The sequence below is a fragment of the Mangrovibacterium lignilyticum genome, from assembly GCF_010882175.1.
GTDB lineage: Bacteria > Bacteroidota > Bacteroidia > Bacteroidales > Prolixibacteraceae > Mangrovibacterium > Mangrovibacterium lignilyticum.
This window is the reverse complement of sequence record NZ_WKLH01000003.1, coordinates 726,490-751,081: the sequence shown is the minus strand read 5'-3', so window position 1 is coordinate 751,081 and position 24,592 is coordinate 726,490. Positions and strand designations below refer to the sequence as shown.

Here is a 24,592-nt window from a genome sequence, read left to right as displayed (position 1 = left end):
TTTGTAGTGCTAAAACTTGAAAACCCCGGAAATTCAAAACATTTTTGTCCTTTTATAGTCCTTATTTCGAATGAACACTAAAATCAATTTCATTTTGAAGATGCGAAAATACACCCTCTTGCTCACGCTGCTGCTTTGTGCTGCCACATTCGTTCAAGCCCGAAACCAGCCAAAATACGAATTCAGGGCCGCTTGGGTAGCAACCGTTAATAATATCGACTGGCCGTCGCAATCGGGGCTAACCGTTCAAGAGCAGAAAGCCGAAGCCATCGACCTGCTTGATCTAATGGTCAAAAACGGACTGAATGCAGTCATCTTTCAAATTCGTCCGACTTCCGACGCGTTTTATCCTTCAACACTGGAACCCTGGTCGCGCTATCTGACCGGAACACCCGGAAAAGATCCGGGCTACGATCCCCTGAAGTTTTGGATTGATGAATGCCACAAACGCCACATGGAGTTTCATGCCTGGATGAATCCGTTCCGGGTAGCGCAAAAGGCTGATGAACCATTAGCCGCTTCGCACATCGCCTTCAAACATCCGGAATGGATTATCAAATACGGCGGCAAATTGTATTTCAACCCGGCCCTGGACGAAACACGCCAGTTTATTGTGCAGGTTGTAAAAGACGTGGTTTCCCGTTATGATATTGACGCCATCCACATGGATGATTATTTTTATCCTTACCCGGTGGCCGGCGAAGCCTTTCCCGATGTCATTCAGTTCACCAAGAACCCAAGGCATTTCAACGCAGACCAGCTGGAAGACTGGCGTCGGAACAATGTGGATCTGACCATTCAATTGATTTCAAAAACAATTAAAGAAACCAAACCCTGGGTGAAATTTGGCATCAGCCCCTTTGGTGTTTGGCGAAATATCGACAAAGATGCCCGCGGATCAATGACCAAAGCCGGCGTTTCAAACTACGACGATTTGTATGCCGACATTTTAAAGTGGCTGCAATATGGCTGGATCGACTATGTCACTCCGCAGCTTTACTGGCGAATCGGCCATCCGGCAGTCAACTACATTACACTGCTTGACTGGTGGAGCAAAAACGGGTTCAACCGCGATGTTTATATCGGCCATGGCCTTTACAAAATTGATGCGAAATCGAGTATCCCTGAATGGACGGATCCCAACCAAGTACCCAAACAAATTGAAATGACCCGCGAGAATCCCAACGTTCACGGCAGCGTGCTCTTCAGCGCCATTCAACTGAAACGGAATCTGTTGGGACTTCAGGACACCTTGCAACACCAATTGTATAACTACACCGCTCTAACGCCGTCGATGCCCTGGATTGATTTTCTGCCGCCTAATAAACCGGTCAAATTCAATAAAAGAGGGCGTAAGCTGAAGTGGGAAAAACCCGCATTCAAAAACGAGATGGACGAAGTAAAACGTTACATTGTCTATAAAAACAAAGTCGGCGAGCAACTGAATGAAGCCGATGTCCGTTCCATTTATACGATCACCGACGGAACAGCAATAAAGCTCGAACGGCGAAAAGGTAAAAAAGAACGCTTTGAATTTCGGGTGACAGCACTCGACCGCTTAAATAACGAAAGTTCGGCTACCCTGCCGGAAACAATAAAATGGTAAACGAACATGAAAACAGATATTTTTGTTGCCTGGTGTGGTCAGAAAAACACACAAAACCTGATTGACCAACTTCGTCAATCGCAGTCCGTCGCATCAATCTTCGTACTTGCGCCGCAAGCAGTTCAAGTCAAAGCGACGGATGTCATTGAGGTCGAAGAGCTCTATTCCACGCAATGTATGAAAGCTATTGCGGAACGCACGCAAAGCGAATACGCTTTGTTGCTGTTGCAGAATAGTCAACTCGGTATTGGTCAGTTTGCCATCGAGCGGTTGCTGCAACTAGCCGAAAACAGCGATGCCACCATGCTTTACGCCGATTATTACGAGCAAAAGGAAGCCGTGTTTGCTGCTCACCCGGTGATTACCTACCAGGAAGGAAGCCTGCGCGACGATTTCAACTTTGGCCCGGCACAGCTTTACCGCGCCGATGTGTTGAAAACCTTTGAAGCAGCTGTAACTGCCGACTGGAAACATGCGGGCTACTACGCACTGCGCCTGCTTGCTTCGCGCATGGGAGAACTTCTTCGTGTTCCGGAATTGCTGTTTACCATGACGGAAACGGACACCCGCAAATCGGGCGAAAAGCAGTTCGACTACGTGACCAGCTCGGCCCGCGAACGCCAAATTGAACTGGAGCAGGCCTGTACCGTTCACCTGCAAAAGATCGGTGCTTTTCTGAAACCCGACTTTCAGCAAGTTGATTTTGCCGACGGTTTTCCGGTAGAAGCAAGCGTGGTAATCCCGGTTCGAAACCGAATCAAAACCATAAAAGATGCCGTGGATTCAGTCTTGTCGCAGGAATGCAATTTCCCGTTCAACCTGATTATTGTCGACAACCATTCCACCGACGGAACAACTGAATTACTCCAAAGCTATAAGGACGAACGATTAATCCACGTGGTGCCCGAGCGGAACGACCTTGGTATCGGCGGTTGCTGGAACGAGGCGGTCTTTCATTCGCAATGCGGTCGTTTTGCCATTCAATTGGACAGCGACGATTTGTATTACGACGATACGACGCTGCAACAGGTGGTTGATACGTTTCACAAAGAGCAATGTGCCATGGTCATTGGCTCCTACCAGATGTGTAATTTCAAACTCGAGGAAATTCCGCCGGGATTGATTGACCACAAAGAATGGACACCGGAGAACGGGCCCAATAATGCACTCCGAATCAACGGACTTGGTGCACCACGGGCATTCTACACACCGATCTTCCGCGAAATCCGGATTCCAAATACCAGCTATGGTGAAGACTATGCGATGGGGCTGGCCATTTCGCGCCACTGGAAAATAGGACGCATCTACAAGCCAATATACCGGTGCCGCCGTTGGGAAGACAACTCCGATGCCTCGCTTGATATTGCCAAACAAAACGCACATAATCAATACAAGGATGCCTTGCGGACATTCGAGCTAAAGGCGAGGATGAAAAAGTTGCAGTGATCAGTCATTCGTTTTATTTGTGAACGCTGTTCAGAACCCTGTTTTCTCTGTAGTAAAGAGATAACTCAACACCTGTAATATTGAAACTTGAAAAGAAAATAGACCGGTTTACAAAGGATCAAACCCGCAACTGGGAGCTTGCCCGGAAGAACTATGCCGATTTGGGCAGCATTGAAAAACGCAACTTCGTTTTTGATGGGTTTCGGGTTGTTGCCCAATTCAATCCCGGACGAATTCGGTCGTCGGCTGCCAAAACCGATCGGACATCGATTAGCGAACGGCCCTGCTTTTTGTGCAAAGCCAATCGCCCCGAAGAACAACTGGGAATTGACTTTCAGGGCAAGTACGAGATTCTCGTCAATCCTTACCCTATTTTTGAGCAACACCTCACCATCGTTGGCTACGAACATGTGCCGCAACATTTTGACGGGCGTTTACGGGATATGCTGGCGCTGGCTGAAGCGTTGCCCGAATTCACCATCTTTTACAACGGCCCTAAATGCGGCGCTTCAGCCCCCGACCATTTTCACTTTCAGGCCGGACAAAAAGGCGCAATGCCCGTTGAGCTTGAACTGAACGATTTATTGAAATCGAACGCTGAACTACTCGTCAGTCTGCCATCAACACAAGTTTTTGCATTGGCTGAAAGCTATTTGCGGAAGTTGATCGTTCTTCAATCGACCGATCAAGGTGAACTCGTCTTGCTGGTGGAAAAAATACTTCAACTGTTGCCACAAAACGAAACTGACGACGAACCGATGATGAACGTTCTGGTCAACTTCGACGGCGCACAATGGCAAGTGTTGCTCTTTCCGCGGGAAAAGCAGCGTCCCTGCCAATACTTTCGGGAAGGAAGGGAGCAAATCCTCATGAGCCCGGCATCCGTTGAAATGGGTGGACTGGCCATCCTGCCGCGCAAAGAGGATTTTGAAAAGATCACGAAAGCAGATTTAGCGGACATTTACAAGCAGGTTAGTTTGAATGATGAGGCTTTCAATCGAATAAAAGCGAAGATCCGGAATGATTAACGAAAAACGATCTCTATATTGAATCTTGACGAAGATTTTTCTTTTACCCCGGCCCTAAGGGGAGAAAGAAAAATCAGAGCAAGCTCAAAGCTTAAAACCGAACAAAGACTTAATCGTGAATAGCGCCGATTTACAGCCAACCTTTAGGGATGGGGTCCGCTGGAAATCGCACATTTATTTTGTAAGAATGAACACACAACCCGAAATACAAGTCGGCATTATGGCCGAAAAACAGATTCAATTTGAATTAAACGGTAGTTACCTGACTCCTGCTGCGATCCGGGGAAAGGTATTTTCGGCTACCATCGAAGACCAGAACATCGTTTTGCACGATGCGGACGGAAATCAATCTGCTTCTGCCGAATTTACCTTCCTGTGTCCATCTGCTGATGATTCATTTAAACTGAAGGATGTAACCATCGGCATCAATTTCCATTGGGAACAAAAGCAGGACCAGGAATTTCGGGGCAGCTTAAAATTACTGATTGAAGACGGCAAAGTTCGTGCTGTAAATATCGTTCCGTTGGAAGAATATTTACGTTCGGTCATCTCGTCGGAAATGAGTGCAACGAGTTCACCCGAGCTGTTGAAAGCCCATGCTGTTATTTCGCGTAGCTGGCTGATGGCGCAAATCGTCAAAAGCAAAAAACTGGAAAGCGAACAAAGCAATTACCAGACCTTTATGGAAAGCGATGACGAGCGCGTTCGCTGGTACGATCGCGAAGATCACAGCCAATTCGACGTTTGTGCCGACGACCATTGCCAGCGCTATCAGGGCATCACCAAAATCATCAGCGAGAAAGCCAATGCAGCGATCGAAGCGACCTTTGGCGAGTTCCTGATGTCGGACGACAACATTTGTGACGCCCGTTTTTCGAAATGCTGCGGAGGCATTTCCGAGAACTTCGAAAATGTTTGGGAACCGGTTTACCATCGTTATCTCAGTAAAATTGTCGATTCGGAAAATGCCTGCACTACCTGTGTCGATTTACGACAGGAAGAGGAAGCGGAAAGCTGGATCAGAACATCACCCGGTGCCTTTTGCAACACCACCGACCAACAGGTTTTGTCGCAGGTCCTCCCCGACTTCGACCAGAAGACACAGGATTTCTATCGCTGGAAAGTCACTTATTCCCAAGACGAACTGAAAAGCTTAATTCAGAATCGCACCGGAATCGATTTCGGTGAAATCATTCAACTGGAGGCTATCAGCCGAGGCCATTCGGGACGGATAATCAAGCTGAAAATTACCGGAAGTAAACGCACGATGACCATTGGCAAGGAACTGGAAATCCGCCGGGCATTGTCAAGCTCGCACTTATACAGTTCCGCTTTTGTGATCGATCACCGGGACATTCAAACTGGAATCCCGCAAAAATTTATCCTCACCGGAGCTGGCTGGGGACATGGTGTTGGCCTGTGCCAAATCGGTGCGGCAGTTATGGGCGAAAAAGGCTACAGCTACCAACAAATTTTGGAACATTATTTCAGAGGAGCCCAATTGGTGAAAAAATACTGACACCGCCGAAGTGGTTTTAAGTCCGGTTAACATGGTCAATACGATCGTTTATCATAAATTGCATACAAAACCGATCATTTTGCCATGAAACCATTTTTCACCTTTTTGTTTGTGTGTCTTTCAGCTACCCTGTTTGCCCAGGGCATCCGCGGTACCATCACCGATTCCAACAAACAGGCCGTCGCCTACGCCAACATCTATGTGCCGGCGCTTAAAACCGGAACCACCTCCAATATCGATGGTCTCTTCGAGCTGAAACTTCCCAAAGGTGAATGGGAAATCCTGTTTCAATACATCGGCTACCAATCCGTCAACAAAAAAGTCCTCATCAATACCGCGTTCAGGGAACTCGCGATCACGCTGCAGCCGCAGAATGTCCGGTTGAGCGAAATCAAAGTGCTGGCCTCGGGTGAAGACCCGGCGTATTACGTCATGCGACACGCCATTGCCATGGCTCCCTATTACGAAAAACAGGTGGCAAGCTACGCGTGTAAAGTCTACTTGAAAGGAACCGGCGTGGTCTACAAAGTTCCGGGCCTGTTTAAAACGAAGATGGAAAAAGAGGGCATCGAAAAAGATAAACCGTTTGTGACGGAATCGATCAACAAGATCCGTTTCGAACAGCCCGACAAGCTCGATCAACAGGTCATTGCCATGCGTTCGTCGGGCGAGGACAACAGCACCGACCCCATGCAAATGATCACTACGAATTTGTACAATGTCGATGAATACGGCCTTGTTTCACCCGTGGGAAGACAAGCGATGCGAACTTACCGCTTTGAACTGCTTGGTGTTTTTGAAGACCAGGGTCGGCTGATCAACCAGGTGAAAGTCATTCCAAGGGTGAAGGGAAAAGGTGTTTTCGAAGGCACCATCAACATTGTCGATGCCTATTGGAATGTCCATTCGGCGGACCTCGATTTCTCGATGCCGATGGTTGATGTGAGCATGCGCCAAATGTATTCACTGGTTGATGAAAACACCTGGATGCCCACCGGCTTCGACTTTAAAATGGATGTCAGCGCTTTGGGCTTCGGGTTGAACTACGACTATGTCGCGTCAGTTTCTGATTATGAAATTCAGCTGAACGACAAACTGGACCATTCATTTTTAGACCGGCTGAACCAGGATGTTCAGGACGAAAGTGCCTTCCTCGATTCGTTAACAGAGACAAAATCGGTGGTACAGGAAGTTGAGAAACCCGCTTCGAAAGACCAGCAAAAAATCAACGAGTTACTGAAGAAAGAAGATCTCTCGACCCGGGAAATGTACAAACTGGAAAAGCTGATGGATCAGGAGACCCAACATTCGTTGCCTCCCGAACCATTGGAGATTCCGGAACGAATCAAAGTGACCGGCAAAGCCGTTAACAACGACTCGACCTACTGGGCTGAGCTTCGCCCAATTCCGCTGACTGAAAAAGAATCGACAGAATTTGGACTGAAAGATTCCATCGTGGCAAAACAGAGCACCCCTGAATACCAGGATTCCATTCAGGATGCCCAAACGAAATTCAAACTCGCCGATCTGGCTTTTGGCCGCACCTATACTTATGGGAACGATTCGAGTAAAAGTAGATCATGGCTGGCAGTTCCCGGTATCATCAATCCTAAAGGAATCAACTTCACAACCGTTGACGGCTTTAGCTACCGCTTGCCTTTGTCCTTCGGTCGGAACGATACGCTGGGCCACGCGCTGCAGATTAACAGCTCGGTGAGTTACGCTTTTTCCCGCAAAACGGTTTATGCTGACGGAAACCTTCGCTACCGACTGAATGGTATCAAACAACAGTGGCTCGGTCTGCAGGGAGGACGAACCCTCGAAGACTTTAAAGGAAGTAAAGGCATCAGCAATATGGAGTACGCTATTTATGCCCTTTTGATGGAGCGAAACTTTCAGAAGTTTTACGAAAAACGATTCTTCCGGCTCAACGGCTCGACCGAACTAACCAACGGGCTTGTGCTGAACGCCGAGCTCGAATACGCCGACCGACTAGCCGTTCAGAATTATTCAGGATACACATTTATTGCCTCCAATAAACGGGATTTCACCGAAAATGTCCCGGCAATTTCGGGCTTGGAGGCGTGGCAGGTGGAAAACCACCAGTCGGCCAGCGTCCGGCTAGGCCTGACCTACACGCCAAGGCAGCGCTACCGCATTCGCCAACATGTGAAATATCCGGCCAACAGTAGCTATCCAACCTTCAACTTAAACTACCGCAAAGGGCTGAAAACTATCGGCGGAAGTGATGTGGACTACGACTTGCTCAACTTGGGAGTGAATCAGAAGCTTGAAATTGGCTTCAACGATCAACTCAGCTATTCCGTTAGCGCAGGTCAGTACGTCAACAAAAAAAGACTCTACGCTGCTGATTACAGTTTTGTGAAATCGAACGATCAGTGGCTGACCTTATCGAACCCGGATGAATCGTTTGCGTTGCACGGCTATTACAACTTGTTCAGCAAAAAACATTACCTCGAAGCGCACGCCGCTTTAACTTTCGACAAGTTTCTGCTCACCCGTTTGCCCTTCGTCAATCAAACGTTAATCAGCGAAAAACTGAAGTTTCATTTTTACACGAGCGAGTCCGTTTCGAAGTACTGTGAGTTCAGTTACGGGTTGAATGACATTTTCTTCCTGTTCGACGTTGAATTTAATTTCGGTATAAACGACTGGCATCAAACAGAAACCGGCTTTCGAATCAGTTTGAAAATTCAGTAAGCAATTGACAACAGCCATTTTTTGCTAAATTAACGCTCCCAAACCGAAAACAAACACGATGAACAAAGCGACCAGCCGCAGCCCCTGGGCATGGATTCCAACACTTTATTTTGCAGAAGGACTACCCTATGTTTTTGTGATGACTGTTTCGGTGATCATGTACAAGCGCCTGGAAATATCAAACACCGACATTGCTTTGTACACCAGCTGGCTGTATTTACCCTGGGTGATTAAGCCCTTTTGGAGCCCATTGGTTGATATTCTGCGCACCAAACGATTTTGGATTATCGGGATGCAGCTGGTCATTGGCGGCGGTTTGGCCGGCGTCGCGTTCACCCTTCCCATGAGCAATTTCTTTCAGTATAGCCTGGCCTTTTTGTGGCTGATGGCGTTCAGTTCGGCGACACACGATATTGCTGCCGATGGCTTTTACATGCTGGGCTTGTCAACGCACGACCAGGCATTTTTTGTGGGCATCCGAAATACCTTTTACCGCCTGGCCATGCTTGCCGGGCAAGGGCCACTGGTAATACTGGCTGGTTATCTGGAGCAGTCGGGCGACAGCATTCCAACGGCCTGGAGCATGACCTTTTTCATTTTCGCCGGCCTTTTTGTTGCCTTCTTCCTGTATCACCTGTTCCTGCTTCCCTATCCGGCCAGCGATCAAAAACGGGAGAATAAAGACTTCGGTGAAATCATGCGCAACTTCGGCGAAACCTTCGTTTCCTTCTTTACCAAGAAAGGAATTGGTCTGGCCTTGGTTTTCCTGCTGGTTTTCCGTTTGGGCGAAGCACAACTAGCCAAACTGGCCTCTCCTTTTTTACTCGACGATCTGGCCAAAGGCGGACTGGAACTTACCACCAGCGACATTGGTTTTGTTTACGGCACCGCCGGAATCATAGCGCTTACTTTAGGCGGCATTGTTGGAGGGATTGTCGTTTCCCGCCACGGACTGAAACAGTGGCTTTGGCCCATGGTTTTTGCCATGAACCTGCCCAACATCGCCTATATTTTCCTGGCCCTGCTGCAAACCCAAAACCTGGCAGTCATCAGCTCGGCGGTGGTGATCGAGCAATTTGGCTACGGATTTGGCTTTACCGCCTACATGCTGTACATGATTCAACTGGCCGATGGCGAACACAAAACGGCCCATTATGCGTTGTGCACCGGCTTCATGGCTTTGGGAATGATGCTGCCGGGGATGATCAGTGGCTGGATTGAAGACCAGATTGGCTACCTGTATTTCTTCATCTGGGTCATGATTTGTACCATTCCCGGATTTATTATTGCCCCGTTTCTGCATATCGATCCCGAATTTGGCAAGAAAAAATAAACCTTCTCTCCCTCTGTACTCCCCTGTTTAAAAGCTAAACGGGAATTTACACTTGTTAACAAAACTGGCTGATTCGCGATTAAACCTGCCACCTCTTTTGCTGTCTTAGTATTTGTCAACGCAATTTAAACAAACAGGAAACACGGAAGCATCGGGAAAGCAATCCTGCAGGGAGAGATTTTCAACGTTTTCAACGCTGTTACCTTATCAAAACAAAACAATTAAAGATGTACAAGAGAGCAATTCTATGCCTGATTTTATTTGCTACGAGTTTGGCTGGCGCCGGACTTCAGGCGATGTCGGACACGCCCGGGAGTGACCCGGATGAAAGTCCGTCACCAAAATCAGTCATAAAGGGGAAGGTAATCGAGAAGGAATCAAAAACGCCAATGGAATATGCCAATATTTCAATCTATAACAGTTCGGATTCATCGTTGGTAACCGGCGGAATTACGAATCCTGAAGGAGCGTTTCTACTCGAAAGAATTAAAAACGGCACCTACTATGTTGAAGCCAACTTTATTGGGTTCAACAAAACACGCATCAACAATGTCAAAGTCACCAACGATAGCAAAACCATCGATCTGGGAGTCATTTCGCTTGAGGCATCGCACCATGAAATTGGCGGTGTTGAAGTTGTTGCCGAACGAACGCGGCTGGAATATAAGGTAGACAAAAAAGTGATTAATGTTGATCAGGATATCAATGCAGCCGGTGGTACTGCAGTCGACGTGCTCGAAAATACACCATCAGTACAGGTTGACATTGAAGGAAACGTGACCTTACGCGGCTCGTCAAGTTTCACTGTATTTATCGACGGGCGCCCATCGGCACTGAGCGGAAGCGACGCTTTGCAGCAAATTCCGGCTTCAGCGCTTGAGAACATCGAGATCATTACCAACCCGTCGGCCAAATACGACCCGGATGGGATGGCCGGAATAATCAACCTGGTGACCAAAAAGAATGCATTGACCGGCTTCGACGGTATTTTCAATGTATCCGGAAGCACCAACGAAAGCCGGAGCCTCGACTTCACGGTGAACCACAAAAATGAAAAACGGCAGTTTACCTTTGGCTTCGAAACAAACGACCGGATTTTTAACGGGGAAAATCACTCCACCCGCGAAACCTTTTATACCGACAGTACCGAGTACATGACCTCTGACGGAGACCGTGAATTTAAACGGAACGGCTACCGGTTTAAAGGTGGTGTCGACCTGTACCTGAGCGACAAGACCACCTTGGGTTTCAATGCCAATGCCGGTACGCACAACCGCGCTTCCAAATCGGATGTGCGCAACTATTACAACACCGACTTCGTCGACAGTTCTGTTTCAACGGAAGAATATACGCTGGAGAGTCAAGATTCACAAAGCGATAACAAGTTTGTCGATGCAAGCGCCAACTTTCTGCATAAATATAACGACGACGGCACTCATAAACTGGAGGGGATGTTCTATTTCCGCAGTCGCACAGGCGACGACGTGGATTTCCAATCAGAGATACAGGCTGATGAGAACTACAATCCATCCGATATTTACGACCTTCGCGTACGGACTACAGAAGGTGAAGATTCGCAGGATTACCGCACCAAATTAGACTATACGCGCCCCTTGGGAGAAAACAGCAAACTGGAGGCTGGCTTTCAAAGCCGCATGCGCCGCGAGACTGAAGATTACACCTTCGAAAACTGGGACAACGGAAGCTGGATCAACGACCCGAAGTACACCAGTGTCATGGATTTCAAACGCGATATCCACGCCCTTTACGCAACCTATTCGACCAAAATCGACAAAGTGGAAGTTATGGCCGGCTTACGCGGTGAATATACCGACCGGGAAATCAAGCATCAAGGCGAGCAAAATGAAACTTACTCCCTGAATCGCTTCGACTTTTTCCCGTCAGCCCACGCCTCTTACGAACTACTGGAAGGTATGCAGTTAATGGCCAGCTACAGCCGGCGCATCGACCGCCCGAGAGGATGGGACCTCGATCCGTTTGAGACATTCATGAATCAAACCACCATCCGCAAGGGAAACCCGGATCTTAAACCGTCATACACCAACTCCTATGATATGAGCGTGCTGAAACGCTTTGGAACCTCGTTCCTGTCTCTGGATGCTTTTCACCGGAAGACCGTCGATGTAAGAGACCGAATTACCGAAGTGCTGGACGATGGAACCTACCTGCTGACCAGCGCCAACGTTGGCGACAACAAATCAACCGGGGGAGAACTGATGTTAAACCTGAATTTAACGAAGTGGCTGTTGCTAAACTCCAGTTTTTCGATCTACCAATACCAACTACAGGGTGAAGTTTTGGGTGAATATGTGAGCCGGTCCAGTATAAACAAAGATGGCCGCATGAATGCAACGATAAAATTCTCGAACACCAGCCGACTACAATTAGACGGCAACTACCGGGGACCTTCCGTTTCGGCGCAGGGCGATCGTAACGGTTCGTTCTACTCCAACATCTCCTACCGCCAGGAATTCATGAATCGCAAGCTAACGGCCACACTGAGCATGCAGGATATTTTTGGATCGGGTGGCTGGCAAGGCACAAGCAGCGGCAGTAACTTTAACTCGAGCTTCAAGTTTAAACACGAACCACGGGTTGTGAAGTTGAGCTTAAGCTTTAAACTGAATAATTATAAAACCGATAACGGACGCGGTAGCGACGGGACCAACGAAGTAGAATTTGATTCCGGAGGTTATTAATCTCCGACCAAATATGGGTTATACTTGTAAATACGGAGAGGGGAAATGTTCCCCTCTTTTTTTGTACCTGAAAATTGGGCTTAACCCGTTGACTTTATTCTTCTGTCGCCCACTAGCCGAACACAAATAAATCAGAAAAGCAAATCTTTCGCTCAAACAGGAAAAAACAGGAGCTGGCATCTGCTAAAAACAAAAAAGCCCGACCATCCTAGTCAGGCAAAATAGCTTATCTCCGATCGGAAAGTCCATCATACTTGTTTCGGCTATCAATCCCGGTTCCGTCAATGGCCGGAGAAGGTTCTCGTCCATCCCGATAGCTATCGGGACGTTCAAGCGCTGCGCTGCGCGCGGCTCGAACGCTTAATTATTGTGTGCTGGTTTTTAATTTAATCAGTTTTGTTTGTTAAATTTTTCTTCAAATTCTTCTTCCTTTTCCTTTCTTGAAATCTCATAAGCTCCACTCTGAATATTTATTGTAGCTTTCTCCGTTTGAAGTTTTCTTTGTAGTTCACCTCTTTTTTTGCGGGATAATTTTCCAAGTAATTTCTTCTCAGAATCCTCATTCAGTTGTATTTCGATGCTTTTGCAAATAGAGTCATGAGGATAAATAGCTTTTGCTTCTTGGTCATTGATAATTTGAATAGACTTTTGATATTCTAGTTTCAGGCTATCACTAGAACTCAATTTTTCAGCAGAGATAGAGTCAGTCTGTGCGTTCTGAGCCTGAATAGATGTAAATGATAAAACAGAATTTAGAGCTATTAAATATTTCATTCTATATGATTTTGGTTTTGTGATTCTAAACTTGCACACAACGGTCACTTGGCCAGGTAGGCAAAGGGAGTTTCTCCCCAAGCCTCTCACAGAACCGGACTTGACAGTCTCCCGTCATCCGGCTCTCTTCGAATATCGGTCATTCTATGAAAAAGCCGAACCAGCATGGTCAGGCAAAACAGCTTATCTCCGATCGGAAAGTCCATCATACTTGTTTCGGCTATCAATCCCGGGTTACGTTAGTGGCCGGACAAGGTTCACGTCCATCCCGATAGCTATCGGGACGTTCAGCCACTGTGCTGTGCACGGCTCGAACGCTTAATAGCTGCTGTTTTTGTTTAATCATTATTAAAAGCATCAGTATATCCATCCATGAAAGTTACATCGCCAATTTTGTAAATGCTTTTAGTCGTTCCAAAAAAATTGACTTGACGAAATGGGTTGATAGTATCTCTGCCTGAACGATAATTCTCAATTGCCTCCTCTATTTTGAAAAGGCGTTCGTAACTTATTTCAGGTCTTCCATGAGCACCGAATACCTTATATTTAGAGTTGCTGTTCTTTATTATTTCATTGATGCTACGAACATACGCATCACAGTCGTTAATTAACAATAACCCATTATATACCAAATCACCCGTAAAAAGATAACCATTTTCATTGTCAATAAGCGATATTGATTCTTTTGAATGTCCAGGGGTATATAAAATTTTAATTTTACGGTTGCCTAAATCAATATCTTTCCCAACGGGGAATAACTTACTTATCTTTAAAGTTGCTGTCTTTTGGGCTAAAGTTTCCGTATTTGTCAAATGCAGCAAACTATCAACAGTCATTTTATCTTCAATCACAGGAATTTCCGGGATTCCAATGCAATCGAATTCACTTGTTGTTCCAATGTGATCGAAATGAAAATGAGATAATAGCACTGTTAATGGAAGATCAGTCAGTGCACTAATTATGTTCTTGAAGGTTTCATCCTTATTTTCTCCTGTTCCAGAGTCTAATAGAATAGCTTCTTTACTCCCCATAATTAAGAAACAAGAGTTGTTTTGCGAACTTTTGGGCTCGGATATTATAAAGGTTTTGCTATCAATTTTACTTATTCGATACCAATCATTCTTCCGGTTCCCACAACTTAATGAGATAATCAAAAAAACAATCATATAGTACTTCAGACGACTCATGTTCAATGTCTTAAATAACACCTAACGATTGGTAAACGGGTAAGCAAAGGGAGTTTCACCCTAAGCTTCTCACAGAACCGGCCTTGACAGTCTCCCGTCATCCGGCTCTTCTAATATCGGTCATTTCATGAAAAAGCCGAACCAACATAGTCAGGCAAAACAGCTTATCCCCGATCGAAAAGCCCATCATACTTGTTTCAGCTATCAATCCCGGTTCCGCCAGTGGCCGGACAAGGTTCTCGTCCATCCCGATAGCTATCGGGACGTTCAGCCACTGTGCTGCGCACTGGCCGAACGCTTAATTGTTATGCGCTGAATTTTATTTATTTAGATATCGTTTCATTTTTATATCCACTGGTTCTTGGATTCTTAAAATATAAATAGTCGCCCACAATCGGTTTTTAGGGATATTGAAATCAAATTTATTATGATTTTCAGGAAAATAGACTGCCATGCTAGCTGGCAGGTCTCCTGCAACTTCAATGCTTTCATGAAGCGACTTAAAGAATTCGTCAGTATCTCCAAGTTTTTTCAAATAGTCCATATAGTTTCCAACAGGTTTTAAATAAAGAGTTTTAAAATTTTCAAGGTCTCTATAAATTGTGTCTTGGTATCTTACCATTTTTAAATTTGTACTAATGCGCCAAATGTCATTAAACGCAGTGGTATCCATTTTTTCTAAAAAATCATACTTATCTTTTTCGTTGAATGGGACTAAAAATTTAGAACTGTCTTTTATCGTTTGAGACATTAACTCGAAGAATTGATGATAAGCCTTATTAATATCTGTCTCTTTTGTTTTAGCTAAAACCATTTTATCAACATAGTCAACCATTGATTCAAAACTTTGAATCTCATATTTACTAAAAGTTTCGGTCAATAATTTATCTGTCCCCAGGTCAACTCGATGTTGGCAAGAACACAATGTTAATATCAAGGCTAGTAATAAAATAGGTTTAAGATTTTTCATTGTTTTTCGATTTTAATTTTGCACACAACGTTTAGTGGTCGAGTAGGCAAAGGGAGTTTCACCCTAAGTCTCTCACAGAACCGGACTTGACAGTCTCCCGTCATCCGGCTCTTCTAATATCGGTCATTCTATGAAAATGTCAAACCATCCTAGTCAGGCAAAACAGCTTATCACCGATCGAAAACCCATCATACTTGGTTCGGCTATTAATCCCGGTTCCGTCAGTGGCCGGACAAGGTTTACGTCAACACCCGGTTCAGCCACTGTGCTGCGCACTGGCCGAACACTTAATTGTTGTGCTTAGTTATTCTTTATCTTATTTATCAGATAATCCAATTGTACTTTTTTTCTATTCTTAATCGCAGATATTGTTTTCACGATAAACCAAACAAAACTCAATGCTAATGCAAGGTAAAATATTGCACACCAAATTTCTTTAGGGATAGATAAAAACTCTTTAAAATCAGCCGTTAAGTTTGTAATCAAAATTGTTATGAATATTGATAATGGAGTTAACCAACCACTCGATTTTTTTAAATCTCTTAGGAATTTAATCAAAATGTTTTCTAGCTTATCTTCGGTTATTTCAATAAAATCCGTCTTTGTATTACTACAGACTTGATTTATAAAACGACTCTCTTGTTGAGGATTAGGATTAGTTGCCATTTTCAACCTCCTTTCCAACGTAAAAATTATACATCAATGTCTTTCCAACATTATTCAGGTCAAATACTCTATAATTCAAATACAAGGGTAAATTCCTCAAAGAACCTAAAGTAATCAAGCTAGAATTACCACCACCCATAAACCCATCAAAATTCTTAAAGTCAATCTGAAGTGTAAATTTGTCAATGGCTGTGTATTTTGTAACGGCATCTTTGTTGTCATTATCCGTTACAAAGTTTATAATAAAGGTATAATCACCTTCAATTTCGTCAGGTAGTTTTATCGTAATCGGATTATCATCAATCGTGATAACAACCCCAGAATGAATTAATTCAAAATCACCAAGTTTTATTTGCATATGTTTCTATTTTGTTTAATTAAGCATAACGTTCTGTCTATATGTACCGGCACCTATATCCCCCTATTCTATTTTTAGTTTTCCGTTGGAAATCAATCCGGAACCAACTTCAAAACAGAATCTCCCAAGGTACGAAATACCGACCAACAAATAATTCATTTTGTAAGTCAGAATGAATCTAAAATACTGTTTAGTACCAATTCGGTATTTATCGATTACCAAAATTATGCTCCAAAACATTAAATTAAGTACGCAACTGTACAGATGCGATTTGACTTTCGTATTTAACCGCTGTAATTTTATTTCAGAATTGCACAGGACTTTGATTACCAATTTATTTCTACCCGTGAAAAACCAATCGACTGAACATACCAATAGCTATTATGCCCGCAACGAAGCGAAACAAACCGATTGCGCCGCTTGCCAAACAAAGGATGCCACCGGTCCATTCGACACCACTATCCAACCGGTTAATTACACCTTACGCCCCATGAAACGCACAACGGAACTGTACAGTTATGTCACGCAACTGTACAGTTCCGTTCCACAACAAAACAGATGCGTCATGCAAATGCACAGTTCCGTCACGCATCTGTACAAATGTGTGACATTGTTAACGCGTTCCGTCATGCAACTGGACTGTTTTGTGCCATTGCAAGCTTGTTCCGTGACGCATCTGTACTGTTTCATGACGTTGCAAGCTTGTTCCGTGACGCAAATGAACTGTTTCGTGACGTTGCAAGCTTGTTCCGTGACGCATCTGTACTGTTGCAACATGCCTAAAACAAGCAAAATAAACCATATCGCACTACATAGCAATACTTTACACCAAATAGTGAACTGCTTCAGCAGGCACCGGGCTTACCAATGGGCAGCCAAATTGGCAGTGTGCCTTGGGCTGCTTCAAAACGATGATTTTTTCTAATGAAATCATGATTTATTCTGAGCAATCACGACTCTTCCCCTTCAACTTGTACCGCTTTTTCTTCCGGGATCGTTGCTGTCTCTTCCGGGATTGAAATAACCTAAAACTCAATGAAACTACTTTTTCAGTTAGCTAACTGTTTTTCCAGTTGCAAAACTGATAAATCAGTTATACATTTACAGCACCATCTAAAAAAGCATTGTCATGAGGAAATTAACCCGCAAAGAAGAAGAGCTGATGAAGATTTTATGGAAGCTTGAAAAAGCTTTCGTTAAGGACATGATTGCCGAATACCCGGATCCCAAGCCGCATTACAACACCATTTCGTCGTTGGTGCGTTTGCTGCAGGACAAGGGTCTGGTTGGCTTTACCGCTTATGGAAATACCTACCAATACCATCCGCTAATGTCGAAAGAAGATTACCGCGGTACCTTTATGTCGCAGGTCGTGAAAGACTATTTCGACAATTCGTACAAAAATGCGGTCGCTTTTTTTGTGAAGGAAAAAGGCTTAAAGCCCGAAGAGCTGGAAGAACTGATTGAGCTGATTAAAAAAGAAGACTGATATGGAAGCTTTTCTAGTCTACCTGGCCAAAGCAGGCATTGCGCTGGCGGCATTTCACCTGTTTTATTTATTGCTTTTCCAGCCGCAAAAGCATTTTCGGTTCAACCGCATTTACCTGTTCCTGGCCATGCCGGTAAGTTACCTCTTGCCGCTGATCACCTTTAAGGTTGAAGCGCCGAAATTCGACCTGATTCAAATGGCCGAACTGGCTAATCCGGTGCAGGGGGAGCAAGCGGTGCAGGCAGCCGTGCCTGCCAACTGGCTTGGCATTGCCCAAATCATCTTCGCCGCAGGCTTTGTTATCTTCCTGCTCAAACTGCTGATTGGCAACATCCGGGCAATCGCCCTGGTCCGTAAAAGCGAAAAGGTGAGCCTGCACAACATTGCCTGCTGCATCTCGGACCACGACGTCCACCCCTTCTCCTTCTTCAACCGGATTATTATTCCCCGCGAAGTAGTGGAAAGCCGACACTTGCCCGTCATCCTCCGCCACGAACAAATACACGTGAAAGAACAACATACGATCGATGTTTTTCTCGCCGAGCTCCTATTCCTCTTCCAATGGTTCAACCCCTTTGCCTGGCTTCTGAAGGATGCCATCAGGAACAATCTTGAGTATCTCACCGACGACCTGATCATTCGCGAAGCCGATCGCCAAAACTACCAACTGGCCATGGTAGCTATGGCCGATAAGGATGGCGTTGCACCGTTTTTAACCGCACTAAATGGATCACAACTCAAAAACCGCATTTTAATGATGAAAAAGAAAACTGAAAACAAGAAACAAATTCTCCGGAAGCTCCTGCTCCTGCCCTTACTAACCTTATTGGTCATTACCTTATCGAACAAGGAGTTTGAAGCCGCACCGCTCAACCAGCACGACAATGTGGTGAGTGGAGTCGTTACAGCTGCCGGCAGCGGGAAAGTGTTGTCGGGCACTTCAGTGCTCATTAAAGGAACGCACACCGGTACCATCACCGACACGAAGGGCGAATTTATCCTTAAGGTCGCCGAATTTCCATGTACGCTGGTGTTTGTCTTCCCCGGTTTCGCGAAGCGCGAAGTTGCCCTTGAAAAACCGGCTGAGCTCAACGTAACATTGATTCCCGATTACAGTGATGCGTCATCGCTAACCACCCCTCCGTCCGAAGAGTGGGAACCGGGTGCAAACCCGCTCTACATTGTCGACGGGAAAGTCGTTTCGAGCATCGACGACATTGATCCCGCCACCATTGAATCGATCAGTATTTTGAAGTCGGAAGCGGCAATGCAACTTTACGGCGACAAAGCAAAAGACGGGGTCATCGATATCAAACTGTTGAAGAAACCCGCAAAAAGCAAGCGCAACAAAAAGGGGAAAGAAACCGGTGCTGTCACCCCTAAAGCGCCAAATGAAACGGTTTTCATTGTCGATGGAAAAGAAATGGATCCTTCGAGCCAACCAATTGGAGTGATTGAATCTGTTGAAACCGTTAGCAGTGATGAAGCAGACGGAGCCACGCGCCAAATCGTAAAAATCCGCTCAGTCGATAACGATAAATTGCCCAAGACCAATCCCTTGATTGTTGTTGATGGCGAGGAGAAAGGAAATATCGATGTCAAAAGCCTCGATATTGATCCCGAAACGATTCAAAGTATTGATGTGTTAAAGGACCAGTCGGCCACCACGCTGTATGGCGAAAAAGGCAAAGCAGGCGTCATTCTGATCACAACCAAAAAGAAGTAGTCAAAATCCGCGCTGACTCTTCTGTTTACTCTTTGTGTTAAGCCGCAAGCGTAAAGTCGGCCGGTTAAGGCAAAACAGCGGAAGCTAAGTGATCAGCTTATTCCTAAGAAACTGCTGTAAATAACGCGAAAAAGGGAACCGATCGGTATTCGGTTCCCTTTAATCTGTTGAATAAGAAAGCTATTTATCTAAATGTTGTTTGTTGCGAAATTTCGGTTGGCTTTAAACCTGAACCAGTTTATCACCTTTGATACTTCAAATATAGCCCCTTAATACTTACGTATCAAATTGATTTTTTTTATTCGCCTTCGACAAAACCTATCTATCAAAAATATAGCATTAAAAACAGATCTCTATTTTATAAATAGGTTTTCCATCATTTTTCCATTTTCAATAACTTCTTAAATCCAAGCGATCAATCTTTGTGCTTTTCTGCTAATTTTGTCTTTCCATATAAATATCCTAAAGCAAAAATCTATGTTGAAAGTAAATGAATACTTCGGCGGAAGCGTCAAATCCATCGCACTCGAAAACGAGGAAGGAACAGCTACCATTGGAGTTATGGAAGCCGGCGAGTATGAGTTCGGCACAGCTACAATCGAACTTATGACGATTACAAGCGGTAGTCTGGACGTACTTCTTCCGGGTGAAACCGACTGGAAAGTCTTCGAAACCGGTTCAACTTTCCGGGTCGAAAAGGATGTCCGTTTCAAAGTGAAAGCAGCCGGGCAAGTCGCTTATTATTGCCTGTATATTTAAAATTAAGGGAACCTGCAGTCGTGAAAAACAACTGCAGGTTTTCTTTTTTCATCCCTTCATCTTTTCTTATTAAATTGCCTCGCGCAATCCTTCAAACACAAATAATGAAAACTGAAAAATCAACCCTAAACCGCCGCAAGTTTATTGGTTCCTTCTCTGCCGCTGTGGGCGGGCTCACAATCCTTCCCAGCAACGTTATCGCCGGGCTTGGTCATCCGGCTCCGAGCGACAAACTAAATATTGCCGGGATTGGGGTTGGCGGAATGGGCTACCGCAACCTTAAGAACATGGAACTGGAGAATATTGTGGCACTCTGTGATGTTGATGCAGAATATGCCAATCGAAATTCGTTTCGCGAATGGCCTTTAGCTCCGCGTTACACCGATTTCAGGGAAATGTTTGACCGGCAAAAAGACATTGACGCGGTGATGATTGCCACTCCGGACCATACCCACGCGCTTCCGGCCCTAATGGCCATGCGTCAAGGCATTCATGTTTACCTGCAGAAGCCGCTGGCGCACTCTGTGTACGAGTCACGTGTACTGGCCGAAACATCGAAACGATACAGCGTGGCCACCCAAATGGGCAACCAGGGGAACTCCGGCGATGGCATTCGCGATATTTGCGAATGGATCTGGGCCGGAAAGATCGGCGAAGTCACACATGTTGATGCCTGGACAAACCGTCCGATCTGGCCGCAAGGACTAACCCGCCCCAAGAAGGAAATGCGCATCCCCAAAACACTTGACTGGGACCTGTTTATCGGACCGGCACACATGCGGCCCTACAACGAAATATACCACCCCTGGAACTGGAGAGGTTGGTGGGACTTTGGCACCGGCGCGCTTGGCGACATGGCCTGCCATATTCTCGATCCGGTTTTTAAAGCGTTAATGCTCGAATCGCCGGAAGCCGTTCAGGCCAGCTCCACAAGCTATACAACAGATTCGGCACCGAATGCTGAAACCATCTGTTACGAATTCCCTGCCCGCGATAATTTACCCAAAGTAGCAATGCCGCCGGTCACGGTAAATTGGTATGACGGTGGCCTGTTACCCAACCGCCCCGATGAGCTGACAGACGGCGAAGAAATGGGAGACCAAAACGGTGGGTGCATTTTTTACGGCACCAAAGGCAAAATCATGTGTGGCACTTACGCTCTGAATCCGCGCTTGTTGCCAACCAGCGAGATGGACCATTTCCAAAAGCCGATGCGACAGTTTAGGCGCATCCCGGAAGCCATGAATGGCGGACACGAACAGGACTGGATCCGGGCTTGTAAAGAAAGCCGGGAGAACCGCGTAGAAGCCTCATCGAACTTTGCTTATGCCGGCCCCTTAAACGAGATGGTGATGTTGGGCGTATTGGCTGTAAGGCTGCAAAGTTTAAAACGGAAACTGAGATGGGATGGAGCAGCGATGCGTTTCACGAATATCAGTGCTGCAGACAAGCTTCAAATACTGAACAAAGAAAGCTTTGAGATTGTCAACGGAGATCCGAGGTTTAACAATGAATATTTGGAACTACCGGCTCAGGCAATGGCCGATGAATGGATTCGGCATACTTACCGAAGAGGTTGGGAACAAGTTTAACTGGCTGAGTGCTATGAAATAAAAAATCCCGCCGTGGCGGGATTTTTTGTTTTATCCTAGTTTGCTTATGCGTTCTAATTTTTGAAGGTCAAGAATCTTGATTTTTCGCCCGTCAATGGCGATCACTTTTTCACTGGAAAAGGTTGACAAGGTTCGAATCGCGTTGGATGTTGTCATGTTCGACAAGTTGGCAATATCCTCCCGTGACAAATAGGCTTTCAGCGATATACCGTCGTTTTCAAATCCGTATTTCTCTTTCAAAAGCAGTAGCGACTCTGCTAAACGTCCGCGAATATGTTTTTGGGTAAGGGTTACAGTTCGTGAGTTTGAAAATCCAAGTTCACGAGCCAATTTTTGAATTAAGCGAAATGAAAAGTCAGGGTTGCGCAATAGTTTTCCGAAGAAGTGTTCCGAATTCACGTACAAAACATCCGAATCTTCCAGTGTAACAGCCGATGCATTGTGGATCTCTTCAGCAATTAATGCTCTGTATCCAACATATCCCATTGGTTTTGTCATTCGGATAATTTGCTCGCGGCCTCCAACACCTTCTTTAAAAATTTTGATTTTACCGTCAATTAAAAACATAAATGCCGAAGGAATATCCCCTTCTTTATAGACAAATTCATTCTTCTTGAAGTTGACAATGGTCATTTGGCTTAGTAGATCTTCTTTTTCATGAGGGCTCAATAAACTGAAAACCGACTTAGGATTTTCAAATATTTCTTTGATCCCCTGTTCTTGACTCAGCATAGGTTCCGTTTTACATGTTTTACAGCATCAAAGTTAATTAAATTTGTGAAACATGAAATTTTTCAACCACTTATTTTGGCCTTATAAACCCCTGCTGTGAAGAAAAATAAGTGCTTTGTCTAAAGTGCGTTTTAACCGCTATTTTGGTTAACTGTATCTCGCAACCAAAGGCATCTTTCGTCCAAAGCCAAAAGCTTTCGAACTAACCCTCAAAATTGGGGGGGACTGGAAGCGTTTGTACTCATTTTGGTTCACCATGCGCACGGTTTTCAAGACAGTCTCGCGATCGAACCCCTGTTCTATGATTTCGTCCGGTGATTGATTATTCTCGATGTACTTAAACAGGATGGCATCCAGAATATCGTAGTCGGGCAACGAGTCTGTATCCTTTTGGTCGGGCCGAAGTTCTGCCGAAGGTGGTTTAACGATACTATTCTCCGGTATCAATTCCTGATCGCGATTAATGTAGCGGGCCAACTTGTACACATCGGTCTTGTAAACATCTCCCAAGACCGACAAGCCACCGTTCATGTCGCCATATAAGGTACCGTAGCCAACGGCACATTCGCTTTTGTTAGTCGTGTTCAAAAGGATGTTCCCAAACTTGTTCGACACAGCCATCACCAGAATACCGCGTGTACGTGCCTGCACATTTTCCTCGGCAACACCCGGTGGCAGGTTTTCGAATATGGGTCTCAGTTCATTCTCAAAATCATCAACCATATTCTGTATCCCGACAATATCGTATTTCACACCGAAATTATCGGCCAGCTGAATCGCATCAGCCACACTGTGATCCGATGAGTATCGCGATGGCATCAGAATTCCATGGACATTCTTTCCACCCAGCGCTTCAGCGGCCAGGGCACAAACCACTGCGGAGTCTATTCCACCCGACAATCCCAAAACAACATCCTGAAAATGCATCTTGTTAAAATAGTCGCGAATTCCCAAGACCAGTGCCTGATGTATTTTAGCGATATAATCGTTCTTGGGCTGTTTCAGCTCACCCGGCTTATCGGTGTCCAACACATAGAAATCTTCCTTGAAATAAGCCATTTCAACAGGCATGGAGCCATCGGCTTTAACAAAGCAGGAACCACCATCGAATACCAGTTCGGTTTGTGCACCGGTCTGGTTGACATAGACGATGGGCAATTGATATTGCAACGCATTTTTAACCAAAATATCCTTCCGCCAGCTTTCCTGGTTGTACGAAAATGGCGAAGCCGACAAATTAATCACCAAGTCAGGGTTTAACTCGCTTAGTTCTTTCATCGGATTGCGCTGGTACAACTTATCCCGTCCGAATTCATTTTGAGTTGGTTGCTCATCCCACAAATCCTCACAAATGGTCAAGGCAAGCTTTTTACCGTTGAATTCCACCAGTTCAAAATCACGGTTGGGTTCAAAATGACGGTACTCATCGAAAATATCATAAGTGGGAAGCGATGATTTATGCCGGATGGCCTGCACTTTTCCATTATTCAGGAAATAGGCTGAATTGAAAAGCTTTTTCCCGCGGCTCCCCTCATTAATACTTGGCCCGCCAACAACCGCTGCAATACCCACACAGGATTTTGCGATGACATGAATAGCGTCTATCGCTTGCTGAATAAATTCTTTCCGCTCCAGCAAATCGTGCGGATAATAGCCACACACAGACAACTCGGAAAAGACGACCAATTCGGCACCTTCGTCTTTGGCTCGTTGAATGGCAGCAACAATTTTCTCCGAGTTACTCTCAAAATTGGCGATATGATAATTCAACTGGGCTAGCGCAACTTTCATCTTCTATATTTTTCAGACAATCAATTCTATCGATTTGTCAAATTGTTTTTGAATTAATAATTCCTGGCGTACCACGCTTCATTTTCCGGAAAAGAAAAGGACTGATGATCCCGATCAACTACCAGAGCCAACAAAAATAAGTGAAATCAGAAAA

At 45.2% G+C, this 24,592-nt stretch carries 18 protein-coding genes; 11 read left to right on the top strand and 7 right to left on the bottom strand.

The window, feature by feature from the left end; translation table 11 throughout:
* Nucleotides 1-100: 100 nt before the first annotated feature.
* From GJV22_RS17350 to GJV22_RS17320, 7 genes are all read left to right on the top strand, one after another.
* Nucleotides 101-1,606, top strand: coding sequence for a glycoside hydrolase family 10 protein (locus GJV22_RS17350; RefSeq protein ID WP_238480356.1), 1,506 nt, complete (start codon nucleotides 101-103; stop codon nucleotides 1,604-1,606).
* A 6-nt stretch (nucleotides 1,607-1,612) separates the two neighbouring features.
* Complete coding sequence (locus GJV22_RS17345) at nucleotides 1,613-3,052, top strand: glycosyltransferase family 2 protein (RefSeq protein ID WP_163716803.1); 1,440 nt, start codon at nucleotides 1,613-1,615, stop codon at nucleotides 3,050-3,052.
* Nucleotides 3,053-3,132: 80 nt separating this feature from the next.
* On the top strand, nucleotides 3,133-4,080 hold the full coding sequence (locus GJV22_RS17340) for a DUF4922 domain-containing protein (protein WP_238480350.1): 948 nt from the start codon (nucleotides 3,133-3,135) through the stop codon (nucleotides 4,078-4,080).
* Nucleotides 4,081-4,267: 187 nt separating this feature from the next.
* Nucleotides 4,268-5,599, top strand: a complete 1,332-nt coding sequence (locus tag GJV22_RS17335) for a SpoIID/LytB domain-containing protein (RefSeq protein WP_163716801.1) — start codon at nucleotides 4,268-4,270, stop codon at nucleotides 5,597-5,599.
* An 84-nt stretch (nucleotides 5,600-5,683) separates the two neighbouring features.
* Nucleotides 5,684-8,320, top strand: coding sequence for a DUF5686 and carboxypeptidase regulatory-like domain-containing protein (locus GJV22_RS17330; protein WP_163716798.1), 2,637 nt, complete (start codon nucleotides 5,684-5,686; stop codon nucleotides 8,318-8,320).
* Between the two features lie 58 nt (nucleotides 8,321-8,378).
* Nucleotides 8,379-9,653 carry an AmpG family muropeptide MFS transporter gene (locus GJV22_RS17325; RefSeq protein WP_163716796.1) on the top strand — a complete coding sequence of 425 codons (1,275 nt, stop codon included), beginning with the start codon at nucleotides 8,379-8,381 and terminating at the stop codon, nucleotides 9,651-9,653.
* A gap of 227 nt (nucleotides 9,654-9,880) precedes the next feature.
* Nucleotides 9,881-12,373 carry a TonB-dependent receptor domain-containing protein gene (locus tag GJV22_RS17320; RefSeq protein WP_163716793.1) on the top strand — a complete coding sequence of 831 codons (2,493 nt, stop codon included), beginning with the start codon at nucleotides 9,881-9,883 and terminating at the stop codon, nucleotides 12,371-12,373.
* A gap of 390 nt (nucleotides 12,374-12,763) precedes the next feature.
* Here GJV22_RS17320 and GJV22_RS17315 read toward each other — a convergent pair whose 3' ends face one another.
* The 5 genes from GJV22_RS17315 to GJV22_RS17295 all read right to left on the bottom strand — a co-directional run bounded on the left by GJV22_RS17315 (nucleotide 12,764) and on the right by GJV22_RS17295 (nucleotide 16,328).
* Nucleotides 12,764-13,147 carry a hypothetical protein gene (locus GJV22_RS17315; protein WP_163716790.1) on the bottom strand — a complete coding sequence of 128 codons (384 nt, stop codon included), beginning with the start codon at nucleotides 13,145-13,147 and terminating at the stop codon, nucleotides 12,764-12,766.
* 338 nt (nucleotides 13,148-13,485) lie between these two features.
* Nucleotides 13,486-14,313: an MBL fold metallo-hydrolase gene (locus GJV22_RS17310; protein ID WP_262888227.1), complete on the bottom strand. Its 828-nt coding sequence runs from the start codon at nucleotides 14,311-14,313 to the stop codon at nucleotides 13,486-13,488.
* 340 nt (nucleotides 14,314-14,653) lie between these two features.
* Complete coding sequence (locus tag GJV22_RS17305; protein ID WP_163716785.1) at nucleotides 14,654-15,304, bottom strand: hypothetical protein; 651 nt, start codon at nucleotides 15,302-15,304, stop codon at nucleotides 14,654-14,656.
* Between the two features lie 300 nt (nucleotides 15,305-15,604).
* Entirely contained in the window at nucleotides 15,605-15,970 is a 366-nt protein-coding gene (locus tag GJV22_RS17300) for a hypothetical protein (RefSeq protein WP_163716782.1), read from the bottom strand.
* Complete coding sequence (locus GJV22_RS17295; RefSeq protein ID WP_163716779.1) at nucleotides 15,960-16,328, bottom strand: DUF6864 domain-containing function; 369 nt, start codon at nucleotides 16,326-16,328, stop codon at nucleotides 15,960-15,962. Before GJV22_RS17295 ends, GJV22_RS17300 begins: the two co-directional genes overlap by 11 nt.
* 1,129 nt (nucleotides 16,329-17,457) lie before the next feature.
* Between GJV22_RS17295 and GJV22_RS17290 the strand changes: the two genes are divergently transcribed.
* From GJV22_RS17290 to GJV22_RS17275, 4 genes are all read left to right on the top strand, one after another.
* A complete protein-coding gene (locus GJV22_RS17290; RefSeq protein WP_163716775.1) occupies nucleotides 17,458-17,817 on the top strand; it encodes a BlaI/MecI/CopY family transcriptional regulator in 360 nt (119 codons plus the stop codon).
* Between the two features lies 1 nt (nucleotide 17,818).
* The gene (locus tag GJV22_RS17285; protein ID WP_163716773.1) at nucleotides 17,819-19,543 is read left to right on the top strand and encodes a M56 family metallopeptidase; all 1,725 of its coding nucleotides are present in this window, start codon (nucleotides 17,819-17,821) and stop codon (nucleotides 19,541-19,543) included.
* A gap of 477 nt (nucleotides 19,544-20,020) precedes the next feature.
* The gene (ppnP, locus tag GJV22_RS17280; protein WP_163716771.1) at nucleotides 20,021-20,302 is read left to right on the top strand and encodes a pyrimidine/purine nucleoside phosphorylase; all 282 of its coding nucleotides are present in this window, start codon (nucleotides 20,021-20,023) and stop codon (nucleotides 20,300-20,302) included.
* A gap of 104 nt (nucleotides 20,303-20,406) precedes the next feature.
* Nucleotides 20,407-21,894 (top strand): Gfo/Idh/MocA family protein, encoded by a 1,488-nt coding sequence (locus GJV22_RS17275; protein ID WP_163716768.1) that lies wholly within the window; start codon nucleotides 20,407-20,409, stop codon nucleotides 21,892-21,894.
* A 51-nt stretch (nucleotides 21,895-21,945) separates the two neighbouring features.
* On the opposite strand, the gene GJV22_RS17270 is transcribed toward GJV22_RS17275, so the two are convergent.
* On the bottom strand, nucleotides 21,946-22,647 hold the full coding sequence (locus GJV22_RS17270; RefSeq protein WP_163716765.1) for a Crp/Fnr family transcriptional regulator: 702 nt from the start codon (nucleotides 22,645-22,647) through the stop codon (nucleotides 21,946-21,948).
* 147 nt (nucleotides 22,648-22,794) lie between these two features.
* A complete protein-coding gene (locus GJV22_RS17265; protein ID WP_163716761.1) occupies nucleotides 22,795-24,438 on the bottom strand; it encodes an NAD+ synthase in 1,644 nt (547 codons plus the stop codon).
* Nucleotides 24,439-24,592: the final 154 nt, after the last annotated feature.

Coding starts and splice junctions, on each gene's coding strand:
- GJV22_RS17350 (WP_238480356.1), top strand. CDS start 101: ATGCGAAAATACACCCTCTTGCTCACGCTGCTGCTTTGTGCTGCCACA.
- GJV22_RS17345 (WP_163716803.1), top strand. CDS start 1,613: ATGAAAACAGATATTTTTGTTGCCTGGTGTGGTCAGAAAAACACACAA.
- GJV22_RS17335 (WP_163716801.1), top strand. CDS start 4,268: ATGAACACACAACCCGAAATACAAGTCGGCATTATGGCCGAAAAACAG.
- GJV22_RS17330 (WP_163716798.1), top strand. CDS start 5,684: ATGAAACCATTTTTCACCTTTTTGTTTGTGTGTCTTTCAGCTACCCTG.
- GJV22_RS17325 (WP_163716796.1), top strand. CDS start 8,379: ATGAACAAAGCGACCAGCCGCAGCCCCTGGGCATGGATTCCAACACTT.
- GJV22_RS17320 (WP_163716793.1), top strand. CDS start 9,881: ATGTACAAGAGAGCAATTCTATGCCTGATTTTATTTGCTACGAGTTTG.
- GJV22_RS17315 (WP_163716790.1), bottom strand. CDS start 13,147: ATGAAATATTTAATAGCTCTAAATTCTGTTTTATCATTTACATCTATT.
- GJV22_RS17310 (WP_262888227.1), bottom strand. CDS start 14,313: ATGATTGTTTTTTTGATTATCTCATTAAGTTGTGGGAACCGGAAGAAT.
- GJV22_RS17305 (WP_163716785.1), bottom strand. CDS start 15,304: ATGAAAAATCTTAAACCTATTTTATTACTAGCCTTGATATTAACATTG.
- GJV22_RS17300 (WP_163716782.1), bottom strand. CDS start 15,970: ATGGCAACTAATCCTAATCCTCAACAAGAGAGTCGTTTTATAAATCAA.
- GJV22_RS17295 (WP_163716779.1), bottom strand. CDS start 16,328: ATGCAAATAAAACTTGGTGATTTTGAATTAATTCATTCTGGGGTTGTT.
- GJV22_RS17290 (WP_163716775.1), top strand. CDS start 17,458: ATGAGGAAATTAACCCGCAAAGAAGAAGAGCTGATGAAGATTTTATGG.
- GJV22_RS17285 (WP_163716773.1), top strand. CDS start 17,819: ATGGAAGCTTTTCTAGTCTACCTGGCCAAAGCAGGCATTGCGCTGGCG.
- ppnP (WP_163716771.1), top strand. CDS start 20,021: ATGTTGAAAGTAAATGAATACTTCGGCGGAAGCGTCAAATCCATCGCA.
- GJV22_RS17275 (WP_163716768.1), top strand. CDS start 20,407: ATGAAAACTGAAAAATCAACCCTAAACCGCCGCAAGTTTATTGGTTCC.
- GJV22_RS17270 (WP_163716765.1), bottom strand. CDS start 22,647: ATGCTGAGTCAAGAACAGGGGATCAAAGAAATATTTGAAAATCCTAAG.
- GJV22_RS17265 (WP_163716761.1), bottom strand. CDS start 24,438: ATGAAAGTTGCGCTAGCCCAGTTGAATTATCATATCGCCAATTTTGAG.